This is a genomic window from Rhodanobacter sp. UC4448_H15 (assembly GCF_052978265.1).
Window position 1 is genome coordinate 948,236 of sequence record NZ_CM129665.1, and the last position, 22,926, is coordinate 971,161.

The 22,926-nt window shown below is 67.8% G+C and carries 21 protein-coding genes and 1 tRNA gene; 16 read left to right on the forward strand and 6 right to left on the reverse strand.

From position 1 onward, the window contains the following. Positions 1 to 29 precede the first annotated feature (29 nt). The 10 genes from ACVCMI_RS04125 (at position 30) to ACVCMI_RS04170 (ending at position 8,399) form a co-directional block, all read left to right on the forward strand. Entirely contained in the window at positions 30 to 689 is a 660-nt protein-coding gene (locus ACVCMI_RS04125) for an SPOR domain-containing protein (protein ID WP_447097349.1), read from the forward strand. A 37-nt stretch (positions 690 to 726) separates the two neighbouring features. Next, positions 727 to 802: transfer RNA gene (locus ACVCMI_RS04130), tRNA-Thr, on the forward strand. Between the two features lie 167 nt (positions 803 to 969). After that, positions 970 to 1,212, forward strand: a complete 243-nt coding sequence (locus ACVCMI_RS04135) for a hypothetical protein (RefSeq protein ID WP_395116221.1) — start codon at positions 970 to 972, stop codon at positions 1,210 to 1,212. Positions 1,213 to 1,312: 100 nt separating this feature from the next. Then, positions 1,313 to 1,513, forward strand: a complete 201-nt coding sequence (locus ACVCMI_RS04140) for a hypothetical protein (protein ID WP_447097348.1) — start codon at positions 1,313 to 1,315, stop codon at positions 1,511 to 1,513. A 487-nt stretch (positions 1,514 to 2,000) separates the two neighbouring features. After that, complete coding sequence (gene rocF / locus ACVCMI_RS04145) at positions 2,001 to 2,915, forward strand: arginase (protein ID WP_447097347.1); 915 nt, start codon at positions 2,001 to 2,003, stop codon at positions 2,913 to 2,915. Between the two features lie 106 nt (positions 2,916 to 3,021). Continuing rightward, positions 3,022 to 4,383 (forward strand): tryptophan--tRNA ligase, encoded by a 1,362-nt coding sequence (locus tag ACVCMI_RS04150; protein ID WP_447097346.1) that lies wholly within the window; start codon positions 3,022 to 3,024, stop codon positions 4,381 to 4,383. Positions 4,384 to 4,440: 57 nt separating this feature from the next. Then, positions 4,441 to 4,764 carry a hypothetical protein gene (locus ACVCMI_RS04155; protein WP_447097345.1) on the forward strand — a complete coding sequence of 108 codons (324 nt, stop codon included), beginning with the start codon at positions 4,441 to 4,443 and terminating at the stop codon, positions 4,762 to 4,764. Positions 4,765 to 4,926: 162 nt separating this feature from the next. Next, the gene (locus ACVCMI_RS04160; RefSeq protein ID WP_447097344.1) at positions 4,927 to 7,155 is read left to right on the forward strand and encodes a DUF5916 domain-containing protein; all 2,229 of its coding nucleotides are present in this window, start codon (positions 4,927 to 4,929) and stop codon (positions 7,153 to 7,155) included. 78 nt (positions 7,156 to 7,233) lie between these two features. Beyond that, entirely contained in the window at positions 7,234 to 7,752 is a 519-nt protein-coding gene (locus ACVCMI_RS04165) for a YgjP-like metallopeptidase domain-containing protein (protein ID WP_447097343.1), read from the forward strand. A 2-nt stretch (positions 7,753 to 7,754) separates the two neighbouring features. Then, on the forward strand, positions 7,755 to 8,399 hold the full coding sequence (locus ACVCMI_RS04170; RefSeq protein WP_447099490.1) for a DUF6348 family protein: 645 nt from the start codon (positions 7,755 to 7,757) through the stop codon (positions 8,397 to 8,399). 88 nt (positions 8,400 to 8,487) lie between these two features. Here the strand turns inward: ACVCMI_RS04170 and ACVCMI_RS04175 are convergent, their stop codons facing one another. From ACVCMI_RS04175 to pdhA, 4 genes are all read right to left on the reverse strand, one after another. Beyond that, positions 8,488 to 9,261, reverse strand: a complete 774-nt coding sequence (locus tag ACVCMI_RS04175; protein ID WP_447097342.1) for a DUF2306 domain-containing protein — start codon at positions 9,259 to 9,261, stop codon at positions 8,488 to 8,490. 469 nt (positions 9,262 to 9,730) lie between these two features. Beyond that, positions 9,731 to 11,131 (reverse strand): dihydrolipoamide acetyltransferase family protein, encoded by a 1,401-nt coding sequence (locus ACVCMI_RS04180; protein WP_447097341.1) that lies wholly within the window; start codon positions 11,129 to 11,131, stop codon positions 9,731 to 9,733. A gap of 111 nt (positions 11,132 to 11,242) precedes the next feature. Further along, on the reverse strand, positions 11,243 to 12,223 hold the full coding sequence (locus ACVCMI_RS04185; protein ID WP_447097340.1) for an alpha-ketoacid dehydrogenase subunit beta: 981 nt from the start codon (positions 12,221 to 12,223) through the stop codon (positions 11,243 to 11,245). A gap of 3 nt (positions 12,224 to 12,226) precedes the next feature. Further along, positions 12,227 to 13,312, reverse strand: a complete 1,086-nt coding sequence (pdhA, locus tag ACVCMI_RS04190; RefSeq protein WP_447097339.1) for a pyruvate dehydrogenase (acetyl-transferring) E1 component subunit alpha — start codon at positions 13,310 to 13,312, stop codon at positions 12,227 to 12,229. A gap of 332 nt (positions 13,313 to 13,644) precedes the next feature. Between pdhA and ACVCMI_RS04195 the strand changes: the two genes are divergently transcribed. Next, positions 13,645 to 14,493, forward strand: a complete 849-nt coding sequence (locus ACVCMI_RS04195) for a tryptophan 2,3-dioxygenase (protein WP_395116249.1) — start codon at positions 13,645 to 13,647, stop codon at positions 14,491 to 14,493. A 14-nt stretch (positions 14,494 to 14,507) separates the two neighbouring features. Here ACVCMI_RS04195 and ACVCMI_RS04200 read toward each other — a convergent pair whose 3' ends face one another. Continuing rightward, positions 14,508 to 15,215, reverse strand: coding sequence for an ArsR/SmtB family transcription factor (locus ACVCMI_RS04200; RefSeq protein ID WP_395116251.1), 708 nt, complete (start codon positions 15,213 to 15,215; stop codon positions 14,508 to 14,510). 177 nt (positions 15,216 to 15,392) lie between these two features. Between ACVCMI_RS04200 and ACVCMI_RS04205 the strand changes: the two genes are divergently transcribed. Continuing rightward, the gene (locus tag ACVCMI_RS04205; protein WP_395116253.1) at positions 15,393 to 16,895 is read left to right on the forward strand and encodes a peptide MFS transporter; all 1,503 of its coding nucleotides are present in this window, start codon (positions 15,393 to 15,395) and stop codon (positions 16,893 to 16,895) included. A 184-nt stretch (positions 16,896 to 17,079) separates the two neighbouring features. Continuing rightward, a complete protein-coding gene (locus ACVCMI_RS04210) occupies positions 17,080 to 18,588 on the forward strand; it encodes a peptide MFS transporter (RefSeq protein WP_447097338.1) in 1,509 nt (502 codons plus the stop codon). A gap of 97 nt (positions 18,589 to 18,685) precedes the next feature. Here the strand turns inward: ACVCMI_RS04210 and ACVCMI_RS04215 are convergent, their stop codons facing one another. Then, positions 18,686 to 19,147, reverse strand: a complete 462-nt coding sequence (locus tag ACVCMI_RS04215) for a MarR family winged helix-turn-helix transcriptional regulator (RefSeq protein WP_395116257.1) — start codon at positions 19,145 to 19,147, stop codon at positions 18,686 to 18,688. A gap of 107 nt (positions 19,148 to 19,254) precedes the next feature. Here ACVCMI_RS04215 and hppD point away from each other — a divergent pair, with 107 nt between their 5' ends. The 3 genes from hppD to ACVCMI_RS04230 are packed head-to-tail and all read left to right on the forward strand — an operon-like array spanning position 19,255 to position 22,684. Next, a complete protein-coding gene (gene hppD / locus ACVCMI_RS04220) occupies positions 19,255 to 20,349 on the forward strand; it encodes a 4-hydroxyphenylpyruvate dioxygenase (protein ID WP_447097337.1) in 1,095 nt (364 codons plus the stop codon). Positions 20,350 to 20,361: 12 nt separating this feature from the next. Then, the gene (hmgA, locus tag ACVCMI_RS04225; protein WP_447097336.1) at positions 20,362 to 21,660 is read left to right on the forward strand and encodes a homogentisate 1,2-dioxygenase; all 1,299 of its coding nucleotides are present in this window, start codon (positions 20,362 to 20,364) and stop codon (positions 21,658 to 21,660) included. Positions 21,661 to 21,697: 37 nt separating this feature from the next. Next, on the forward strand, positions 21,698 to 22,684 hold the full coding sequence (locus tag ACVCMI_RS04230) for a fumarylacetoacetate hydrolase family protein (RefSeq protein ID WP_447097335.1): 987 nt from the start codon (positions 21,698 to 21,700) through the stop codon (positions 22,682 to 22,684). Positions 22,685 to 22,926: the final 242 nt, after the last annotated feature.

Genomic DNA, 22,926 nt, shown 5'->3' on the forward strand with positions numbered 1-22,926 from the left:
GAGTGGTTGGCGGTCTTGATGGGGGTTCGATGTTCCTGCGTCTGCTGTTTGTCCTGTTGAGCGCGCTGAATATCGCGGTCGGAGCGTGGCTGCTGCTGGGCCAGCCCTACCGGCACGTCGGCGACGCCACCGACCCGGGCGTGGCGCCACTGCAACTGTTGTCGGAACTGCCCGCGGCGGAAGGCACGATCGCGGTGCCCGAAACGCCGGCCGCGGCCGTCGATGCCTCGCAAGGCTTTCGTTGCATGGCGCTGGGGCCGTTTGACACGCCGCAGGACCTGCGCAGCGCGCGCCAGGCGCTGGACGGGCACGTCGCGCGCATGCGTTCGCGCCAGCAACAGACCACCCAGCCCAGCGCGTGGTGGGTCTACCTGCCCGCCGTCGCCAGCCGTGCGCAGGCGCTGCAGACGGCCCGCCAGCTTGCCGCGAAAAACATCAACGACTATTTCGTGGTCGGCTCCGGCGACCAGGCCAACACGGTGTCGCTCGGCCTGTTCCGCGACCCGGCCAATGCGCGCAAGCGCCTGGACCAGGTGGCCGCCGCCGGCTTTCCCGCGCGCATGAGCGAGCGCAGCGAAAGCGTCCCGGAGTACTGGCTCGACCTCGCCATCGCCACCGCCCAACCCTTCGACTGGCGCCAGTACCTCGGCGCCAGCGACCTCGGCACGCACGACATCCGCTGCTTCTGAGCGAGCGCAGCGCCCCGCTGCTAGAATCCCCGCCTGCGCCGGCATAGCTCAGTTGGTAGAGCAGCTGATTTGTAATCAGCAGGTCCCGGGTTCGATTCCTGGTGCCGGCACCATCCGCCTGCATGGCCGCCGCCGCGCCATCCGTCCGCGGCGCGCCGACTCCCCACAGCAACTGTAGGCCTGCGCTGACAGACCCGGCGCCAGGCCTCGACGCATCCTTGGCAAGCTCCGGTGCGCCCCTGCGCGCATCGGTCTCTATTCTTCGGCCGAGGGGGCGCCCATGAGCGTGGTCCTGACCATCAAGGAAAGCCGCCACGGCCTGTGGCGCATCTGCAGCGGCCCGGACGTCCTGTTCGACCGCCTGCGCTTTGCCCATGCCATCCGCCTGGGCCGCGGCCTGGCCCGCGAGGAGCACGCCAGCTCCGGTACCGCCGCCCGCGTGGAGATGATCTGCAACGATTTCAGCATCCCGCTGGTGCAGTACGCCGAGGTACGCCGCTCCCCGATGACCGCCGTGTCCTGAGCCCAAAGCTTGGCGGTACGTTGCGGCGCGGCGTGCGTGCGTCGCGAAATTTGTTACGATCGCTTCAACGGCTACGCAGGGGTAGCCGGGAGTGATCGACATGCAAACACCGTATGTGCAGCCCGCCCTTTGGCGCGGCTTGCAGCTGTTTGCAGGGATGCTGTGGGGGAAACCGGCCAAACCAGCTACCGCGGGCGCGACAGCGCGTGCGGCGGGCGATCTGGTGACGTGGCGGGCCGGCGCGCGATCGCGCCGCGAGGATGAACTCGAACGCATGCGCGACGACGCACCTCTGACTTGACGGCGTCCCGACCCGGTTTCGGGCTCGTCGTTCCGGCGAAGGCAAGCTGTTGTCCGCAGCAGATCCGTCCTTGACGTCCACCGCGTCAAGGCGCAAGACGGGCGTTGCGTGGCCCACCTCGACACGCCCGCTTGCCCCTTCGTCGGTCCGGCGGAGGCTGGCATTGTCCTTCCGTCATGCCACCACACGGCGCGCGGGCCAGAGCGTGGCCATGGCAGCCCACGGGCGTCGGGTTCCGCTGTCGTCGCAGGCCACCCGCCCGTCATGGCGTGGTGGGTCATGCATCGCGCGTGACGCGGCCCCCACGACCTGATCCGTTAGACTTGCACCATGCGCGGCGGTCATCGCCGCGCATGCATTCTTGCGTCCACGACCGCGCACCATGTTTGCGCGATGTCCCGGTACAGCGCCATGGACGCCGCGTGATCCACCGTGCCGGTGCACCGCGTCAGCGTGCGCGCCGGACTCCACCGCAGGCAAGAACTTCATGAACACACAAACCGTTTCACTGATCGGCGTTCCCACCGACATCGGCGCCGGCCACCGTGGCGCCTCGATGGGGCCGGAAGCCATGCGCGTCGCCAACCTGGCCGCCAAACTCGAACAGCGCGGCCTGCAGGTAATCGACCGCGGCAACCTGCAGGGGCCGCTCAATCCGTGGCTGCCGCCGGTCGACGGCTATCGCCATCTCGACGAAGTGGCCGCATGGAATACGGCCGTCTATACGGCTGTTCGCCAGGAGCTGCAGTCCGGCCGCCTGCCGATCATGCTCGGCGGCGACCATTGCCTCGCCATCGGCTCGATCAGCGCGGTGGCCGACCACTGCCGTGAAACCGGCAAGCAGCTGCGCGTGCTGTGGCTCGACGCGCATTCGGATTTCAACACCGCCGAGGCGACGCCGTCGGGCAACATCCATGGCATGCCGGTGGCCTGCCTGTGCGGCCGCGGCCCCCGGGTGCTCACCCACATCGGCAGCGCCACCCCCGCGATCACCCCCGACGTGATCCGCCAGATCGGCATCCGCTCGGTCGACTACGGCGAGAAGCAGCTCGTGCGCGAAGCCAACGTGGGCATCTTCGACATGCGCCGGATCGACGAGGACGGCATGAAGCGGGTGATGGAGCAGGCACTGGAAGGCATGGACGACAACACCCACCTGCACGTGAGCTTCGACGTCGACTTCCTCGACCCCAGCATCGCGCCCGGCGTCGGCACCACCGTGCGCGGCGGCCCCGGCTACCGCGAGGCGCAGCTGTGCATGGAAATGATCTCCGACAGCGGCCGGATGGCCTCGCTCGACCTGGTCGAGCTCAACCCCGCCTTCGACCGCCGCAACGCCACCGCCAAGCTGGCGGTGGATCTGATCGAGTCGCTGTTCGGCAAATCCACGCTGATCCGCTGAGGCATTCATTGGTCGCGGTCGCACTCAACCATCGCGTGACGCCCGCGGCCGGATTGCCTTGGCGGGGCGATGACGTAAACTGAAATCTTTACTTGCGCAGCGCAGCATGCAGACTCGAGTCCTTACCGGCATCACCACCACCGGCACCCCCCACTTGGGCAACTACGTCGGGGCGATCCGTCCCGCCGTCGCGGCCAGTCGACGGGCGGACGTGGACGCGTTCTACTTCATGGCCGATTACCACGCGTTGATCAAGAGCGACGACGCGGCGCGGATCGAGCGGTCGCGGCTGGAGATTGCGGCGAGCTGGCTGGCGGCGGGGCTCGATCCGGCGCGGGTGACGTTCTATCGGCAATCGGACATCCCGGAAATCCCCGAGCTGACCTGGTTCCTGACCTGCATCGCGTCCAAGGGCATGCTCAACCGCGCGCACGCATACAAGGCGGCGGTGGACAAGAACGCCGCGGCAGGCGAGGACGCCGACGCCGGCATCACCGCCGGCCTGTACATGTATCCGGTGCTGATGGCGGCCGACATCCTGGCGTTCGATGCGCACCAGGTGCCGGTGGGGCGCGACCAGATCCAGCACATCGAGATGGCGCGCGACCTCGGCCAGCGTTTCAACCATCTGCACGGGCGCGAATTCTTCGTGCTGCCCGAGGCGCTGATCGAGGAGCAGGTGGCCACGCTGCCGGGGCTCGACGGACGCAAGATGTCCAAGAGCTACGACAACACCATCCCGCTGTTCGCTGGCGGCAAGAAGCAGCTGCGCGAGGCGATCATGCGCATCGTCACGGATTCGCGCCTGCCCGGCGAGCCGAAGGACCCGGACAGCTGCGCGCTGTTCACCATCTTCCGCGCCTTTGCCAGCGAGACCGAAACGGCGGCATTCCGCCGCGCGTTGGAGGAGGGGCTCGGCTGGGGTGAAGCCAAGCAGGTGCTGTACGAGCGCATCGAAGCCGACGTGGCGCCGATGCGCGAGCGCTACGACACGCTGATGGCCGACCCGGCCGCGATCGAGGTGATCCTGCAGGAAGGCGCGCGCAAGGCGCGGGCGATCGCCACGCCGAAAGTGGCCGGCCTGCGCGAGGTGCTGGGTTTGCGTGCGATGCGCACGGCTGGCGCAGCGGCGGGCCCGGCGCGGCCGGCGAAGGTGCAGCGCGTCGCACGGCTGGCCAGTTTTCGCGACGACGACGGCCGCTTTCGTTTCCGCCTGTTCTCGGCCGAGGGAGAGGAGCTGCTGCTGTCGGTGCCGTTCGCCGACCCCAAGGCGGCGGGTGCAAGCCAGAAGCGCCTGAAGCAGTTGGGCGCCACCGCGGCCGTGGTGCAGGTGCGCGGCGCGAATCTGGTGCTGGAGATCGATGGCGAGGCCGTGGCGAGCACGCCGGATTATCCGGACGAAGCCGCGCGCGAGCAGGCGCTGACGCGCCTGCGGCTCGCGCTGGACCAGCTCGCGACGCAGGATTGAATGGTCGTGGTGCTCTCGTCGTTCCGACTCGCCGCCGCGCCCTGAAAGGAGATATCCGTGCGTTACCTGTCCATCCTGTTGTTGGCCCCCTGGCTGCTGGTGCTGTGCGTGATCTACTGGATCTGGCCGCGCAGCCTGCCGCGAACGGCGGGCCGGCGCACGTTCGACGTGCTGGTGCTGCTGCTGGCCGGCATCGCCACCGCGCTCGCCGCGCTTGCCGGTTTCGATTCGGCCGTGCTGCCGGAGCCGGGCGAATTCGGCCCGGTCAGCGGGTCGATCTGGCAGCAGGTGCTGCCCGCGTTGTGGGGCTACGGCGCATTTGCCGCGGTGATCGTGCCGGCGCTGGTGCTGCGCCAGTGGTGGTGGGGGCGCAAGCGCTGATCGTGTCCCGGCGCGGTGCGGGCCGCGCCTGCGTCATGCCCTTTGCATGACCAATGGCCGTCGAGGAATTCAAACCTTCGCGGCAAGCTGTGCATCTACCCCATGCCGAGCGCGCCGGTTCCACTGCGCCGCGCGGCATTCTCTCCCCGTGGATTCCCCGACATGCGCCTTGCATGCCTGTTGTTCCTGACCCTGGCCGCGGCCTCGGCGCCGGCGCTCGCCGTCGAGATTGACGGTCACATCCAGCCGGCCGAGTGGGCCGGCGCACGACACATCACCGATTTTCGCCAGACCCAGCCGCTCAACGGCCAGCCCGGCACGCTGCATACCGAGGCCTGGGTGCTGGCGACGCCGGAGGGGCTGGCGGTGGCGTTCCGCTGCGACCAGCCACCGGAGGTGCCGCGCACGCGCCAGCGCGTGCAGCGCGATTTCGACGACCAGGTGGACCGCGTCAACGTGATGGTCGACTTCAACGGCGACGGGCGCACCGGCTACGATTTCGTGGTCAGCTCGACCAACGGCATCAACGATGCGGTGATCACCAACGAGAGCCGGTTCAACAAGGACTGGGACGGCAGCTGGCAGCACGCGGTGAGCGAAGATGCGGCCGGCTGGAGCGTGGAGATCCTGATCCCCTGGTACACCGCGCCGATGCATGCGGCGAAGGACGGCCAGCGCACGCTCGGCATCTATCTCGATCGCGTCACCGGCTCCACCGGCGAACGCGACGCATGGCCGGTGGCCAGCTTCATGCGCCCGCGCTTCCTGTCCGAGTTCGAGCGGATCGAGGTGCCGCAGTACCACCAGTCGCTGTTTGCGATCACGCCGTATGCGTCGGGCCTGTACGACAACGTGCGCGGCCGCAGCCATTTCCAGCAGGGCGCCGACATCCTGTGGAAACCGAACGGCCAGTTCCAGCTGACCGCGGCGTTGAACCCGGATTTCGGCCAGGTCGAGAGCGACGACCTGGTGGTCAACTTCGGCGCCACCGAAACCTACGTCAGCGACAAGCGCCCGTTCTTCACCGAGAACCAGGGCATCTTCGATTTCAGCCTGCTCGACGACAACAGCCAGCTGGTCTACACGCGCCGCGTCGGTGGTCCTTCGGACGATGGCATGGGCGCGGCGGACATCGACGCCGCGGTGAAGCTCAACGGCAGCGTCGGCACCACCAGCTACGGCGTGCTGGCCGCCGACGAGGACGGTCGGGCCGGGCGCTTCTTCGGGGCTGCGCGGGTGACCCACGACTTCGGCACGCAGAGCCTGGGCATGCTGCTGACCCGCGTCGACCGGCCATGGCTGGATCGCGAGGCGACCGTGCTCGGCGTCGATCACCACTGGCAGCCCACCGCGCAGCTGACCATCGCCACCAACGTGGTGGCCAGCGACATCCTGCAATCGGGAACGCACACGCGCGACAGCGGCGGCACCGTCATCGCCGACCTGGAAATGGGCGACGGCTGGCGCCAGCAATGGCTGGGCATGCACTTCGGCGACCGGCTGCAGGTCAACGATTTCGGCTACCTCGAACGCAACAATTTCAACTACGCCCACTGGGAGGTGCGCAAGCGCTACGCCTCGCTGCCGGCGGACTCGGCCTACAGCTCGCACGACTGGCATTTCCGCGTCGACGCGCTGGACAACGACCACGGCCTGCGCCTGCGGCGGCAATTGCGCATCCGCCGCACCAGCACGTTGCGCGACGGCACCACCGAGGATGCACAGCTCAACGTCAACACGGCCGGCTGGGACGACTTGCTGACGCGCGGGCATGGCGCGCTGTTCCTGCCGCCGTCGCTGGATTTCTTCTACGAGCGCATCAGTCCGCGCCACGGCGATTGGGCGTTCAAGCTGGATGCGGAGGTTTTCACCGGCGGCCTCGGCGGCAACCGGCAGGCCGCCTTCGACATCGAGTTCGTGCCCACCTACTTCATCAACGACGCCTTCAGCGTATACGCCGGGCCGTCCTGGCAGCGCATTCCGGACTGGCTGGTCTGGCAGCACGACAACCTGATCGGCCGCTTCGACCAGCACACGCTGCAACTCGATGCCGGTTTCGACTGGGCCATCGACCCGCGCCAGGAACTGCGCGTGAAGCTGCAGGCGATCGGCCTGGACGCGCGCCTGCGCGGCGGCTACCGCGTCGGCGCCAGCGGCCGCGCCGAGGCCAGCGACGAGCCGATCGACGACTTCAACGTGCGCAACCTCGGCCTGCAGATCCGCTACCGCTACGAGCTGGCTCCGCTGTCCTACCTGTACGTGGTCTACGGCCGCGGCGGTTACGCGATGGATGGCCTGGCGCGCCACACGGGCGATGTCCTCGGCAACAGCTTTGCGTTGCGCGACGACGAGCAACTGCTGGTCAAGCTGAGTTACCGCTTCGACATGTAGCGGCGCGCGTCGTCGCATCCGCGCGACTTCCGTGGGCGCTCCACCCGGATCGAGGCGGCGCAGTGCGAGAATGGCCGCATGGTCGCGCTCAAGTATCTCCAGGCATACCCCGCCACGCTGCAGGGCAAGGTGCGCGCGCTGATTGCGCAGGAGCGCCTGGGCGAGCACCTGGCCAGGCGTTACCCGGCGCGCCACGACGTGCAGAGCGACAAGGCGCTGTATGCCTACGTGGCTGCCTTGAAACAGCAGCACATGAAGAATGCACCCGGCATCGACAAGGTGCTGTACGACGCCAGGCTCGACGTGCTGCGCAACGCGCTTGGCCTGCACACCGCGGTCTCGCGCGTGCAGGGCGGGCGGCTCAAGGCGAAAAAGGAGATCCGCGTGGCCAGCCTGTTCAAGGCCGCTGCGCCGGAGTTCCTGCAGATGATCGTGGTGCACGAACTGGCGCACCTGAAAGAGATGGAGCACAACAAGGCGTTCTACCAGCTGTGCACGCACATGTTGCCGGACTACCATCAGCTGGAGTTCGACCTGCGTGTCTACCTGACCTGGCGCGAGCTGCCGTCGAACGACACCACCCCCTCGCAGGCATGACGATGGACAGCGCGGCGTTGCAGAAATACCTGTTGCAGTTGTTCGAGCGCCACGACGTCGAGCTGGAAGCGGACGAGGACGGCTGGCTGGTCACCGACGGCGACTTTCCGGCGATCCGCGCTGCCTGGCATGCGGGTGCGGCGGGCGAGCCCGGCCGGCTCGACGTCGACGTGGTGCTGAGCGAGGAGCGCTACATCGAGGAGAGCTTCGCCGGAGCGGGCGGCGGCGACACCGGTTGCCGCGACGCGCTGCGCGCGTTCGAGCACGATGCGTTCCACCCGCTGCTGGCCGCGTGCTGGTACGTCACCGACGACCGCCGCATGCGCATTGCCGCGTGGGAGATCGGCGTGCGCACGTGGGACGTGTTCATCGGCCCGTTCGGTGCACGCGGCGCGGATGCCGCCAGCATGCCCACCGAGGCGCTGGCGTCGATCGAGGCGGCATTGAAGCGCGAAGCGCTCAGCCCCGAACTGCACTGGGTGCGCCTCGTGCACAGCCATGCCGCGGATGGCGATTCGCGCTGCGAGGCACTGCTCGACAACGAGCTGTGGACCGCCGGCACGCTGGCGCTCGCCAGCGTCGCATGGCCGCAAGCCGGCGACTACAGCGCGCGCTGTTTCCTGTTGCTGGACGTGCGCGATTATTGAACGGGCGCCACCCGCCGGGCACGCGCGAAGTCTTCCGGTTTGGGTGGTGAATCCCTGGCGGGCATGGCGCAGCGATAGCAAGCTGGCGCTACCGCAGATGCGGCAGCCACAGCATCATCGACGCGGCGAAGATGCCGGCCGCCGTCAGCAGCGTCGCGGCAAACAGGCTCGCGGCCATGGCCGTGCGTCCGCGCGACCCGCCTCGGTCCTGCGCGTGGAAGTAGAGCTGGAGCACGGCCAGCGGCAGCAGGTACTGGGCGAACGCGAGGGTGGTGAGCGCCGGCCCGGTGAACGTCTCCGGGTCGAAACCCGCCGGCCCCTGGTTCAGCAATATCCAGAACGTCAGGCCGATGCGGAAGAACCACACGCCGCTCACCGCCAGGAACAGGCGCAGCGCCCAGCGCCGATGCAGTGCGAAGCGACGGTCCATGGCGTGGCGCAACGCCATCGCCGCACACAACAGGATCAGGATCGCGTTGATGCTGATCGCGACGTGCTGCCATGGGCCGCCCACCTTGGTTCCCGTCCATACCATCGCCAGGCCACCCACGCCCATCACGAACGCCGAGGCGAGATAGATGCGTCCGTTCCAGCGATGGAAACGCGGGAACCGCCGCCGCACGCCCGTCGCCAACTGAAGCAGGCCGCCGATGGTGATCAGCGCCGCGAAAGCCAGGTGCGCGGCCACCGCGGCGTTGTGCAGCGGATCTCCCGCCACGTGGGCGCGTGGAAAGATCCGGTTCCAGGCGTCGAATTGGCCGAGCAGCGCGGTGCGGCCGTAAAAGCCGAACAGGTACGCGACGAAGATCAGCTGGCCCAGTCCGGCCACCACGAACCAGCCCGTCGCCGCGGCCTGCAGCACGGATTTTCCGTGCGCAGGTGGTCGCGTGCCAGCGAAGGCCGCCGCCGGTGAATTGCGTATCCGTGGATCGGAGGCGCAAAGGCTGTCGCTGGCAGGCGTCGTCGCGTCGGGCGGAGGAGTCATCGGGCCGGTTCCGGAGTGCATTGCCCGGCAGTGTTGCCAGTGGCGGCATTGCCGGGAACACGTCAGGCGACGGACGGCGGTTTGAGGTTGCCGAGGCACGGTGGGAGACGACGGCGAGCGCTGCCGCCGACCGGTTTCCCCGCGCGGCGGCCTGCGCGCCCGAAGTCGGAGGGCAGCGCCTCGACTTCCTCGCCCTCAAGTGCGAACGGATCTGGATCGGGTACGGCGGTACTGCGCGTCGCCGGTAGCGCGGGATGTTGTCCGGGAACGGGGGCCGTACCCGCCCGCGAGCGTGAAAGAAACAGGGCGCCCGCGGGCGCCCTGTTTTCTGCCGGGGGTCGCCCGCTCAGTTCGGCAGGGACAGATCGTCCAGCAGCGCCTTGAGGAAGCGGGCTGCTTCGCCGCCGGTGGCGGCGCGGTGGTCGAAGGTCAGGCTGATCGGCATGCGCCGGTGCACTTCGATGCCGCCCATCACCGCCACCACGTCGTGGCCGAGCTTGCCGGCGCCGATGATGGCGACGGTCGGCGGCACCACGACGGGCGTGGCGTAGCGGCCGGCGAACATGCCGAAGTTGCTCAGGCTGATGGTGTAGCCGGACAACTCGGAGGCGGGGATGGTGCGGTCCTCGACCTGCGTGCGCAGGCGCTTGATCGCGGTGCGGATGCCGGCCGCGTCGAGCATGTCGGCGTTGCGCAACGCCGGCACGAACAGGCCGTCGTCGGTGTCCACCGCGATGCCGATGTCCACCTGCGGGTGCAGCGTGCGGGTGAGGTTCTTGCCGTCGAACCATGCGTTCAGCGCCGGCACCGTCTTGCACGCGGCGACGATCGCGCGGATCAGGCGCGCGGTGATGTCCTGCTTGCCGATCCAGGCGTGCAGGTCGGCGTCGTCGACCAGGGTGGTCGGCACGACCTGCGCGTGGGCGTCGGCCATCACTCGGGCCATGTTGCGACGCACGCCCTTCAACTGTTCCGGCTGGCCGGTGGCGGTGACGCTCGGCGGCGCGGTGCGCACCGGCTTGCCGGCCAGCGAGACCGGTCCGCGCTGCGGCTCGGCCGGCGGCAGTTCGGGCGCCAGGTGGCGGCCGGCGGAAGCGGGCACGGCGCGGGCCGGGGCGGCACCGAGCGCGGCGGTGCCGTTCGCGGCGGCGTCCTTGACGTCCTTCATCGTGACCACGCCGCCGGCGCCGCTGGGGCTCACGCGGGAGAGGTCGACCTTGAGCTTCTTCGCCAGCGCGCGTACCGCCGGCACCGCCTTCACGCCGCCGATGCTGGCCGCCTGCTCGACGTGCACGGTGTTGCCGCTGACCATCGCGCCGACCACGGTGCCTTCGTCTTCGCGCTCCTTGCCGGTCTGCGCGATCTCGCCGCCTTCGTCCGAGGCGATCACCTGGTCGTCGGCGTCGTCCGGGTTCGGCGTGGGCGTGCCGGCGCCGGCGGCCGGCTTTTTCGGGCCGTGGTGGTGGCCGGTGGCCTCGGCCTCGGCGCGCTGCTTGGCGTTCGGATCGGGTTCGAACTCGGCCAGCGCGGCGCCGGTCTCGATGATGTCGCCGGGTGCGCCATGCAGCTTGACGACCTTGCCGGTGTAGGGCGAGGGCACGTCGACCACCGCCTTGGCGGTTTCCATCGAGCACAGCGGTGCGTCGAGCTTGATGGTGTCGCCCACCTTCACGTGCCACTCGACCACGGTCGCGTCGGGCAGGCCTTCGCCGAGGTCGGGGAGGTAGAACGTCTTGATGTCAGCCATTGGTTTTTCCGGGAATAGGGAATAGGGAATGGGGAATCGGAAGAGCGGGCGGGCATTGCGCTTTGGCTTTGCCCATTCCCTATTCTCTATTCCCGATTCCCGGCGGCAAGCTCAGCTTGCCGCCAACGTGCGCTTCGCCGCGTCGACGACGCGTTCCACGCTCGGCAGGTATTTCATTTCCAGGCGGAACAGCGGGATGTGGGTGTCGGGGCCGGTGACGCGTTCGACCGGGGCAAGCAGGTCGTACATGCATTCCTCGGCCAGGCGGGCGGCAATCTCGGCGCCGAAGCCGGCGGTCTTGGGGGCTTCGTGCACGATCACGCAGCGACCGGTCTTGGCCACCGACTCGGCGATGGTGTCGAAGTCCAGCGGGGTCAGCGTGGCCACGTCGATCACTTCGGCGCTGATGCCTTCGGCGGCCAGCGCGTCGGCCGCTTCGAGCGACTCCTTCACCTGCGCGCCCCACGTGACGATGGTGACGTCGCTGCCGTCGCGCAGCACGAAGCACACGTCCAGCGGCAGGGCTTCGCCATCGTCCGGCACCTCTTCCTTGTACTGGCGGTAGATGCGCTTGGGCTCGAAGAACATCACCGGATCGGGGTCGCGGATCGCGGCCAGCAGCAGGCCGTAGGCGCGCGCCGGGGAGGAGGGCAGCACCACGCGCAGGCCGGGGATATTGGTGAACAGGTGCTCGTTGGCCTCGGAGTGATGCTCCGGTGCGCGGATGCCGCCGCCCCACGGCGCACGCCACACGGCCGGCACGGTGAGGCGGCCGCGGGTGCGGTTGCGCATGCGTGCGGCATGGCAGGCGATCTGCTCCATCATCGGGTAGATGAAGCCCTCGAACTGCGCCTCGGCGACCGGCTTCATGCCCTGCACGGCGAGGCCGACGGTGACGCCGGCGATGGTGGTTTCGTCCAGCGGCGTGTCGAGCACGCGCAGTTCGCCGAATTTTTCCTGCAGGCCCTGGGTGGCGCGGAACACGCCGCCGTTGACGCCGACGTCTTCGCCCAGCACCACGACCGATTCGTCATGGGCCATTTCGTAGGCGAGCGCCTGGGTGACCGCTTCGATGAGAGTGATTTGTGCCATGGCTTAGTGGGCCTTCTGGTCAAGCGAGAGAACGTGGTCGCGCTGTTTTTCGAGGTCGGCGGGCAGCTCCGCGAAGGTGTAGTCGAACATCGCCGAGACCGGCTGGGTCCTGGTTTCCAGGTACGCGTTGACCTCGTTGTCCATCCACTCGTCGCATTCGGCCTTCCACGCCTCTTCCTTCGCGTCGTCCCACACTTTCTTCGCCACCAGCCAGTTGCGCAGGCGCTTCATCGGCTCCTTGGCCCAGGCTTCGTCGACCTCGTCCTTGCCGCGGTAGCGACGCGCGTCGTCGGCGGTGGTGTGGTCGCCCAGGCGATAGGTGACCAGTTCCAGCACGCTGCCGCCTTCGCCGTTGCGCGCGCGATCGAGTGCGTCCTCCATCGCCTTGCGCACCGCGATGATGTCGTTGCCGTCGACCTGGATGCAGAACAGGCCGGCCGCGATGCCCTTCTGTGCCAGCGTCGGCGCACCGGACTGGATCTTGCGCGGCACCGAGATCGCCCACTGGTTGTTGACGATCACCGCCACCAGCGGCAGGTTCTGCGCGCCGGCGATGTTGATCGCGCCGTAGAAATCGCCCTTGGACGAACCGCCGTCGCCGATGGTGCACACCGCCACGCGCTTCTCGCCGCGGATCTTGAACGCCAGCGCCGAGCCGGCCGCGTGCAGGCATTGCGTGGCGATCGGCACGCTCCACGCGAAGTCGTGGCGCGCCGGCTCCTTCTGGTAGTCGTTGCCGCGTTCGTCACCCCCCCAGTACATGTAGACCTCGCGCGGCTGCACGCCGCGATACAGCTGCGCGCCGTATTCGCGGTAGCTCGGTGCGTAGACGTCTTCGGGCTTCATCGCGCTGCCGATGCCGACATGGGCAGCCTCGTGGCCGAGGCAGCTGGCGTAGGTGCCCAGCTTGCCGGTGCGCTGCAGCGCGATCGACTTGGCGTCGAACACGCGGGTGGACAGCATCAGCTTGTACAGCTCGACCATGTGGTCGAGGTCCTTGGCGAAGGCCGGGAGATCCTTGCGGACTTCCTTGCCTTCGGCATCGAGGTACTGCAGGTATTCGATTTCAAACTTGGCGGCGATGGTCACGACTCGCTCCGGAGTGAGTACAGAGGAAAACCTGGTGGCGCATGTCCCGCCGGTTGCGATCGGGCCGCAAACGACTGCGCAAGACCGCGCTTGATAACAGGCTGGCATGTTGCACTGCAAGGTACAGTGCAGCATGCGTGGCGGTATGGAAGGGCGGTTGCGGAGCCCGAAACCCCTGCAGGAGAGCACTCCGTGCGCGATGCTTCCGCGAATCCCGGATTCCGTTCCGGAAAGCATCGCGCACGGGGAGGGCTGCGCCTCTGTCCTGGATCAAGGTTCATGCGTCGCCCCAGCCGTTACCATGCCCGTTTCCGATGACACGACGGAACACCATGAGCGACAACCAGCGCGATCTCGAAGCGGGCATCCAGACCGACCTCAACGGACAGATCACCTACGGCGGCTACCTGCAGCTGGACACCTTGCTGTCGGCGCAGCAGCCGCTGAGCAATCCGCCGCATCACGACGAGATGCTGTTCATCGTGCAGCACCACGTGGCCGAGCTGTGGATGAAGCTGATGCTGCACGAGCTCACCGCCGCGGTGGCGCACCTGCAGCGCGATGATGTCGATGCCTGCCTGAAGATCCTGGCGCGGGTGAAGCAGGTGCAGCGCCAACTGTTCGAGCAATGGGCGGTGCTGGAGACGCTCACTCCGTCGGAATACCTGGAGTTCCGCGGCGTGCTGGGGCCATCGTCGGGTTTCCAGTCGCTGCAGTACCGCAAGATCGAGTTCACCTTGGGCAACAAGAATGCCGCGATGCTCAAGGTGTTCGCGCATGACCCGGTCGCGCAGGCCGGATTGCGTGCGGTGCTGGAGGCACCCAGCCTGTACGACGAGTTCCTGCGCTACCTGTCGCGCCGCGGCCATGCGGTGCCGGCCGAGCTGCTCGATCGCGACTGGACCCAGCCCTACCGCCGCAACGCGGGCCTGCTGCCGGTACTCAAGCGCATCTACGAGGGCCGTGCGGATTTCTGGCCGGAGTACCACCTGTGCGAGCAACTGGTGGACGTGGAGGAGAGCTTCCAGCTTTGGCGCTTCCGCCACATGAAGACGGTGGAGCGCATCATCGGCCATCGCCGCGGCACCGGCGGCTCGTCCGGGGTGAGTTTCCTGAAGAAGGCACTGGACCTGGAGTTTTTCCCCGAGTTGCTCGACGTGCGCACCGAACTCGGCGTCTGACGACGGCGACTCGCTCAGCCGGAAACGGCGTCGAGCGCGTCGGCGTCGATGCCGAACTCGCGCGCCAGCGCCGCCGCGCCCAGCGGGGTAGGTGTCAGTGCGCGGCTGCTCGGCCGCCGGCGCAGCCAGCCGACCCGATCGATCATGCCGTGCGCCAGATCGCGTCCCAGCGTACCGCCGACGTGATGGCGGCGTTCGGTCCAGTCCAGGCATAGCCGGCCGCGCAAGGTGGCCGGGCTGTCGGCGGCCAGCAGGTCGAGCCGCTGCAGCGCGTCGCGTCCTGCCCGGCTGAGGCCGCAACCGTCGCCATCGAGTTGCAGCCAGCCGCGTTGCAGCAGCGATTCGCGCAACAGCACGCCGAGCTGGCCGGCCAGATGGTGGTAGCACAACCGCGCACGCCACAGCGACGGATCGCCCGGCCGCTGGCGCGGTGGCGGTCGTGGCATCAGGCTGGCCATCGCCTCCAGGGCGGCGGCCACGTCGGCATTGGCCAACCGGTAGTAGCGGTGGCGGCCCTGCGGCTCGACCGCGACGAAGCCCTCGGCGACCAGTCGCGCCAGGTGCGCGCTGGCAGTGGCGGCACTGATGCCGGCCAGTTGGGCCAGCTCGCCGGCAGGCAGGGCGACGCCATCCAGCAGCGCCGCGAGCATCGCGGCGCGGCTGGGTTCGGCCAGTGCGGCGGCGGGTTTGAACAGGTGTTCGGGCCAGACGGTTTTGCGCATGCCCGCAGTGTAAGTCGGCGGCCGCGGGGAGGTTTCGTCGCGCGACGAAGCATGGCGGTGGCGACGGTGCGCCGGCGTGCCGCGGGTTGACGGCGCGCCGTGGGCCGGTTACATCTTCGACGCAATATCTTGCGATCACGCCGGCCGCAGCCGGCGCATCACTCTCACGGAAACCCCATGACGACGAGCAACTCCACGGCCGCGCCGCTGCCGGAATACCCGCAACTGCTTGGCCACCCGCGACCGCTGTGGATGCTGTTCATGTCGGAGTTCTGGGAGCGCTTCGCGTTCTACGGCATGCGCTGGGCGCTCACGCTCTACATCGTGGCGCAGTTCTGGGACGGCAACGACGCCGGCCAGGCGGATGCCAGCCGCACCTACGGCGCGTACCTGGCGCTGGTCTACGCCACCGCGGTGTTCGGCGGCTACGTGGCCGACAAGATCCTCGGCTACCAGCGCTCGATCCTGCTCGGCGCGGTGGTGATGGCGGCCGGCCTGTTCATGATCATGCTGCCCAGCCACGAGGTGTTCATGCTGGGCCTGGCCACGATCATCGTCGGCAACGGCCTGTTCAAGCCGAACATCTCCTCGATGGTCGGCCAGCTCTACGCGCCGGGCGACTCGCGCCGCGACCGCGGCTTCACGCTGTTCTACATGGGCATCAACGCCGGTGCGCTGATTGCGCCGGTGCTGACCAGCATCCTGGCCAACAAGGTGTTCGGCACGCCCGGGCACCACAGCTACAACGTGGTGTTCGCCGCCTCCGGCGTGGGCATGCTGATCAGCCTGGTGTGGTTCTGGTTCGGCCGGCGCCAGCTCGGTCCGGTCGGCCGGCCCTCGCCGGAGATGGCCAACCCGATGCGCGTGGTGTACGTGGCGATCGGCGTGCTGGTGGCGATCCCGCTGGTGTACCTGCTGATGGATCGCGCCGGCGCGGTGGTGCTGCAGTGGCTCCTCACCGCGCTGTTCCTGGGCGTGGGCGTGATGCTGGTGATCGAGGCGATCCGCACCGGCCGCGTGCAGATCCAGCGGGTGATCGCGATGCTGATCATCTTCACCTTCAACGTGCTGTTCTGGATGTTCTTCGAACAGGCCGGCAGCTCGTTCAACTTCCTGGCGCAGCACATCGTGGATCGCGACCTGGGCGGCTGGATGTTCCCGATCGGCTGGTTCCAGTCGGTCAACCCGGTGGCGATCGTGCTGCTGGCGCCGCTGATCGCACTGGCCTGGGGCTGGCTGGACAAGCGGCGCATCGAGCCGTCGATCCCGCGCAAGTTCGGCCTGGGCCTGATCGGCAACGCGCTGGGTTTCGCGGTGCTGATGTATGCCTTGTCCAGCCTGGTCGGCGACAACGGCATGATTCCGCTGTGGACGCTGGTGCTGTGCTACGTGCTGCAGACCGCCGGCGAGTTGTGCCTGTCGCCGATCGGCCTGTCGATGGTGACCAAGCTGGCGCCGGTGCGGCTGGTCGGGCTGGGCATGGGCGGCTGGTTCCTGTCCACCGCGATCGGCAACAACCTGGCCGGCCTGTTCGCCGCCCACGTCAGCGGCGAGTCCGGCATGACCGTGGACTCGGCCCTCTCCGGCTACACCTCCGGCTTCTGGATCCTGCTCGGCGGCGGCGTGCTGCTGTTCCTGCTCGCGCCGCTGATCAACAAGCTGATGCACGGGGTTAGGTGAAGGCAGGGAATAGGGAGTAGGGAATAGGGAATGGTCAAAGCGGCAACGCGAAGCCTCGTCCCGCTCTTCCGATTCCCGATTCCCGATTCCCCACTCCCTGACTCTCAACCATTGACGCGACGCTTGGCGCCCGGTTACATCTGGGCGCTTGCGGCTGCCTCACGCATGCCGATGAAGGACTTGCATGAGCCAGACCGGTACCGTCGACGTCGTCCCGACGCCTGATTTCCCGCCATTGCTCGGGCATCCGCGACCGCTGTGGATGCTGTTCATGACCGAGTTCTGGGAGCGCTTCGCGTTCTACAGCGTGAGCTGGGCGCTGGCGTTGTACATCGTGGCCGAGTTCTACCACGGCGACAGTTCGGGCCAGGCGTGGGCCAGCGCGATCTTCGGTTCGTACACCGCGCTGATCTACGGCACCGGCATCTTCGGCGGCTGGGTGGCGGACAAGTTGATCGGCTATCAACGCACGATCCTGCTCGGTGCGGCGGTGATGGCGGCGGGACTGTTCGTGCTGGCGCTGCCCGACCGCGTGATGCTGCTGCTCGGGCTGGCGCTGGTGATCGTCGGCGACGGCCTGTTCAAGCCGAACATCTCCTCGATGGTGGGCCAGCTCTACGGCCGCGACGACCCGCGCCGCGACCGCGGCTTCACCCTGTTCTACATGGGCATCAATGCGGGCGCGCTGATTGCGCCGCTGCTTACCGGCTGGATGGCCGCGCAGTTCACCGCCACCCCGCTGGAGCAGAATTACCGGCTGGTGTTCATCACCGCCGGCGTGGGCATGCTGCTGAGCCTGCTGTGGTTCTGGTTCGGCCGGCGCCAGCTCAAGGGCGTGGGCCGGCCTGCGAACGGCGCGGAAAGCCGCTGGCGCGTGCTGTGGGTGGCGGCCGGCACGTTCGCCGCGGTGCCGGTGATGTACTGGCTGCTCTCGGGCATCGGCGCGCGCGGCCTGCAATGGGTGCTGGGTGCGCTGTTCGTGGTGGTGGCGGCGATGCTGCTGACGGAGGCGGCGCGGCACGGCCGGGTGCAGACCCGGCGGGTGATCGCGATGCTGATCATCTTCGCCTTCAACGTGCTGTTCTGGATGTTCTACTACCAGCTCGGCACCACCTTCAATTTCCTCGCCGAGAACCTGGTGGATCGCCGGCTGTTCGGCGGCTGGACCTTCCCGGTGGGCTGGTTCCAGTCGGTGAGCCCGCTGGCCATCATCGTGTTCGCGCCGCTGGTGGCGGCGGTGTGGGCGTGGCTGGACAGGCGCCGGCGCGAGCCCTCGATCCCGCGCAAGTTCGGCTTCGGCCTGGTCTTCAACGCGCTGGGTTTCCTGGTGCTGGTGTACGCACTGGGACAGCTGCTGGGCACCGACGGGCTGATCCCGTTCTGGCCGCTGGTGCTGTGCTACGTGATGCAGACCCTGGGCGAGCTGTGCCTGTCGCCGATCGGCCTGTCGATGGTGACCAAGCTGGCGCCGCCGAAGCTGGTGGGCTTCGCGATGGGCGGCTGGTTCCTGTCACTGGCGGTGGGCGGCAACCTGTCCGGCCTGTTCGCCAGCCGCATCACCGGCACCCACGGCCTCACCGCCAGCGCCGCACTCGACGGCTTCACCTTCAGCTTCTGGCTGCTGCTCGGCGCCGGCGCGCTGCTGCTCGCCATCGCGCCGCTGGTGAACCGGCTGATGCACGGGGTGCGTTGAGGCCGGGAATGGGGAATAGGGAATGGAGAATCGTCAAAGCTCACGCCGCGGCGCTGTGCTCTCCCATTCCCGATTCCCTATTCCCCATTCTCGGCCTTCAGGCCAGCAGCTTGTCCAGTATCCGCTCCAGCCACTGGCGCTCCTCGGCATCGAGTTTGGCCAGCACTTCACGTTCGCGGGCGCGGGCCATCGGGGCGACGTCGTCGTGGATGGCCCAGCCGGCGGCGCTGAGCTTGAGCACCGAGCGGCGCTTGTCGTTGTCGTGCACCGTGCGATCCACCCGGCCCGCGGCGACCAGGCGCGCCAGCGCGCGGCTCACCGCCACCTTGTCCATCGCCGTGCGCTCGGCCACCTCGCGCGCGGACAGCCCTTCGAAGCGGGCCAGCACCGCCATCACCCGCCATTCCGTCACCGAGAGATCGTGGCGGCTCTGGTAGTCGTCGGCGATCGTCTGGCTGATCGTGTTGGACAGGATCGACAGCCGGTAGGGCAGGAAGTGCTCCAGTTGCAACGGGGCGTGCTCGGCGCGGGCCGGCGTGCTCTTGTGGCGGAGGGACATGGACGGGTTCCTTGCAATTGGTTTCATTTGTAACTATAACGAAGGATTACCAGTGGTGATGGCACGCTCGTGGGCGGCCATCGTGCACCGACAATCAGGAGAGCGCCATGAACGCCCAGCCCAACCTTGGCATGCAGGTCAGCACCTTCGACAACCCGATGGGGATCGACGGCTTCGAATTCGTCGAGTTCGCCGCGCCCGCCGGTCGTGCCGGGGAGCTGCACGAACTGTTCAAGCGGATGGGCTTCGCGGCAGTGCTGAAACACAAGTCGCGGCCAATCACCGTCTACCGGCAGAACGGCGTGAACTTCCTGGTCAACGAGGACCCCGATTCCTTCGCCGCGGATTTCGCCAAGGCACACGGCCCCAGCGCCTGCGGTTTCGGCATCCGCTTCCGCAAGCCCGGCGCGCAGGTGCTGCAGGCGGTGCTCGACAACGGCGGCGAGCAGGTCGGCCACAAGGAAGCCAGCAAGGCGGTCAACGCGGCGGTCATCAAGGGCATCGGCGACTGCATGCTGTACCTGGTCGACCGTTACGGCAACCTCGGCAGCATCTACGACGCCGATTACGTGGCGATCGCGGGGGCGGAGCAGAACCCGACCGGGTTCGGCCTCACCTTCATCGACCATCTCACCCACAACCTGTACTTCGGCAACATGCAGAAGTGGTCGGACTACTACGAGAAGCTGTTCAACTTCCGCGAGATCCGCTACTTCGACATCAAGGGCGCCAAGACCGGCCTGGTCTCCAAGGCGATGACCGCGCCGGACGGCGTCGTGCGCATCCCGCTGAACGAGTCGAACGACCCGAAGAGCCAGATCAACGAATACCTCGACGCCTACCACGGCGAAGGCATCCAGCACATCGCCTGCTTCACCGACGACATCTACGCCACGGTGGAGAAGATGCGCGCGTCCGGCGTGGAGTTCCTCGACACCCCCGACACCTATTTCGAGGTGATCGACGAGCGCATCCCCGGGCACGGCGAGGACGTGCCGCGGCTGGCGAAGAACAAGATCCTGATCGACGCCGACAAGGAAACGAAGAAGCGCCTGCTGCTGCAGATCTTCACCCAGAACTGCATCGGCCCGATCTTCTTCGAGATCATCCAGCGCAAGGGCAACGAAGGTTTCGGCGAAGGCAATTTCCAGGCGCTGTTCGAGTCGATCGAGCGCGACCAGATGAAGCGCGGTTTCCTCTGAGGAGCGGTTCCCATGGCGATCGGCGTCAGCAAGGGTTACCAGTCGGGTTTCGGCAACGAGTTCGCCAGCGAGGCCATTCCCGGCACGCTGCCGGAAGGACAGAACTCGCCGCAACGCGTGGCGCACGGACTGTATGCGGAGCAGCTGTCGGGCACCGCGTTCACCGCGCCGCGTCATAGCAACCGGCGCAGCTGGCTGTACCGGATTCGCCCGGCGGCGGTGCACGAGCCGTTCCAGCCGCTGGCGCATGCCACCTTCCACAATCGTTTCGACGAGGCGCCGGCCACGCCGAACCAGTTGCGCTGGGATCCGCTGCCGCTGCCGGCGCAGCCGACGGATTTCATCGACGGCCTGGTCACCCTGGCCGGCAATGGCGGGCCGGCGGAGCAGGCGGGCATCGGCATCCATCTGTATGCGGCCAATCGCTCGATGCAGGGGCGGTTCTTCCACGACGCCGACGGTGAGCTGCTGATCGTGCCGCAACAGGGTCGGCTGCGGCTGGCCACCGAGCTGGGCGTGATCGAGCTGGAGCCGCAGGAGATCGCGGTGGTTCCGCGTGGCGTGCGCTTCCGCGTGGACCTGCTCGATGGCGAGGCGCGCGGTTACGTCTGCGAGAACTTCGGCGCGCTGCTGCGGCTGCCGGATCTCGGCCCGATCGGCTCCAATTGCCTGGCCAACGCGCGCGACTTCCTCACCCCGGTGGCAGCGTACGAGGACGTCGAGGGCGCGTTCGAACTGGTGGCGAAATTCCAGGGTGCGTTGTGGTCGGCGAAGATCGGCCATTCGCCGCTGGACGTGGTCGGCTGGCACGGCAATTACGCGCCGTACAAGTACGACCTGCGCCGTTTCAACACGATCGGCTCGATCAGCGTCGACCATCCCGATCCGTCGATCTTCACCGTGCTGACCTCGCCCAGCGACACCGCCGGCACGGCAAACGTGGATTTCGCGATCTTCCCGCCGCGCTGGCTGGTCGCGCAGCACACGTTCCGGCCGCCGTGGTTCCACCGCAACGTGGCCAGCGAGTTCATGGGCCTGATCACCGGCGTGTACGACGCCAAGGCCGAGGGCTTCGTGCCCGGCGGCGCCTCGCTGCACAACTGCATGAGCGCGCACGGCCCGGATGCGGCGACGTTCGAGAAGGCTTCGACTGCCGACCTGTCCAAGCCTGACGTCATCACCGCCACCATGGCCTTCATGTTCGAGACGCGCAAGGTGATCCGGCCCACGCAGCAGGCGCTGGACGCGCCGCAGTTGCAGCAGAACTATTACGCCTGCTGGCAGGGCATCGCGAAGCACTTCGCGCCGTGACGGCCATCCATCCACGAAGCACATACAAGGCGACACGATGAAACTCGGATCTCTCAAGGAAGGCGGCCGCGACGGCACGCTGATCGTGGTCAGCCGCGACCTCTCCCGCGCGGTGAAGGCCGACGCCATCGCGCCGACGCTGCAGGCGGCGCTGGACGACTGGTCGAACGCGGCGCCGCGGCTCAATGCGCTGTCCGAAGAGTTGAATGCCGGCCATGCCGCTGGCGCCTTTGCGCTGGACGTCCACGCGCTGGCCTCGCCGCTGCCGCGCGCCTACGAGTTCGTCGACGGCTCGGCCTACCTGCCGCACGTGGAGCGCGTGCGCAAGGCGCGCGGCGCCGAGGTGCCGGCCTCGTTCTACACCGACCCGCTGATGTACCAGGCCACCAGCGCCGGCTTCCTCGGCCCGCGCGATCCGGTGGTGGTGCCCAGCGAGGATTTCGGCATCGACCTGGAAGCGGAAGTGATCGTGGTCACCGACGACGTGCCGATGGCGGCGACGCCGACGCAGGCGTCCGGACACATCCAGCTGGTGGGCCTGGTCAACGACGTCAGCCTGCGCGGACTGATTCCGGGCGAGCTGGCCAAGGGCTTCGGCTTCCTGCAGTCCAAGCCGCGCTCCGCGCTGTCGCCGGTGCTGGTGACGCCGGACGAACTGGGCGACGCCTGGCAGGGTGACAAGCTGCACCTGCCGATGCGCACCTGGCTCAACGGCGCCTGGTTCGGCGAGGCCGAGTGTGGCGTGGACATGCAGTTCTCCTTCGCCGAGCTGGTGGCCCACGTGGCGAAAACGCGTCCGCTCACCGCCGGCACCATCGTCGGCTCCGGCACCATCGCCAACCAGGACACCGGCAAGGGCGCCTCCTGCCTGGCCGAGCAGCGCACCGTGGAAACGCTGCGCGATGGCAAGCCGTCCACGCCGTTCCTCAAGTTCGGCGACCGCCTGAAGATCGACGTCACCGACGCTGCCGGCGCCTCGATCTTCGGCTCCATCGAGCAGCAGGTCGAACCGCTCAAGCGCTGAAAGGCCGGGAATGGGGAATAGGGAATAGGGAATAGGGAATAGGGAATAGGGAATAGGGAATAGGGAATAGAGCATCATGCCCGTCGACACGCCGCGCGAGCCAAGCGCTTCACCGAGGACGGGCGATGCCTGCGTGTGAAGCGTTTCGCCAGCGGGAGCACCTCGGCGTGCGTGTTTCCCCGATTCCCGATTCCCTATTCTCCATTCCCTGCATCAAAGACGCTGCGGCAGGTTGACGCGAC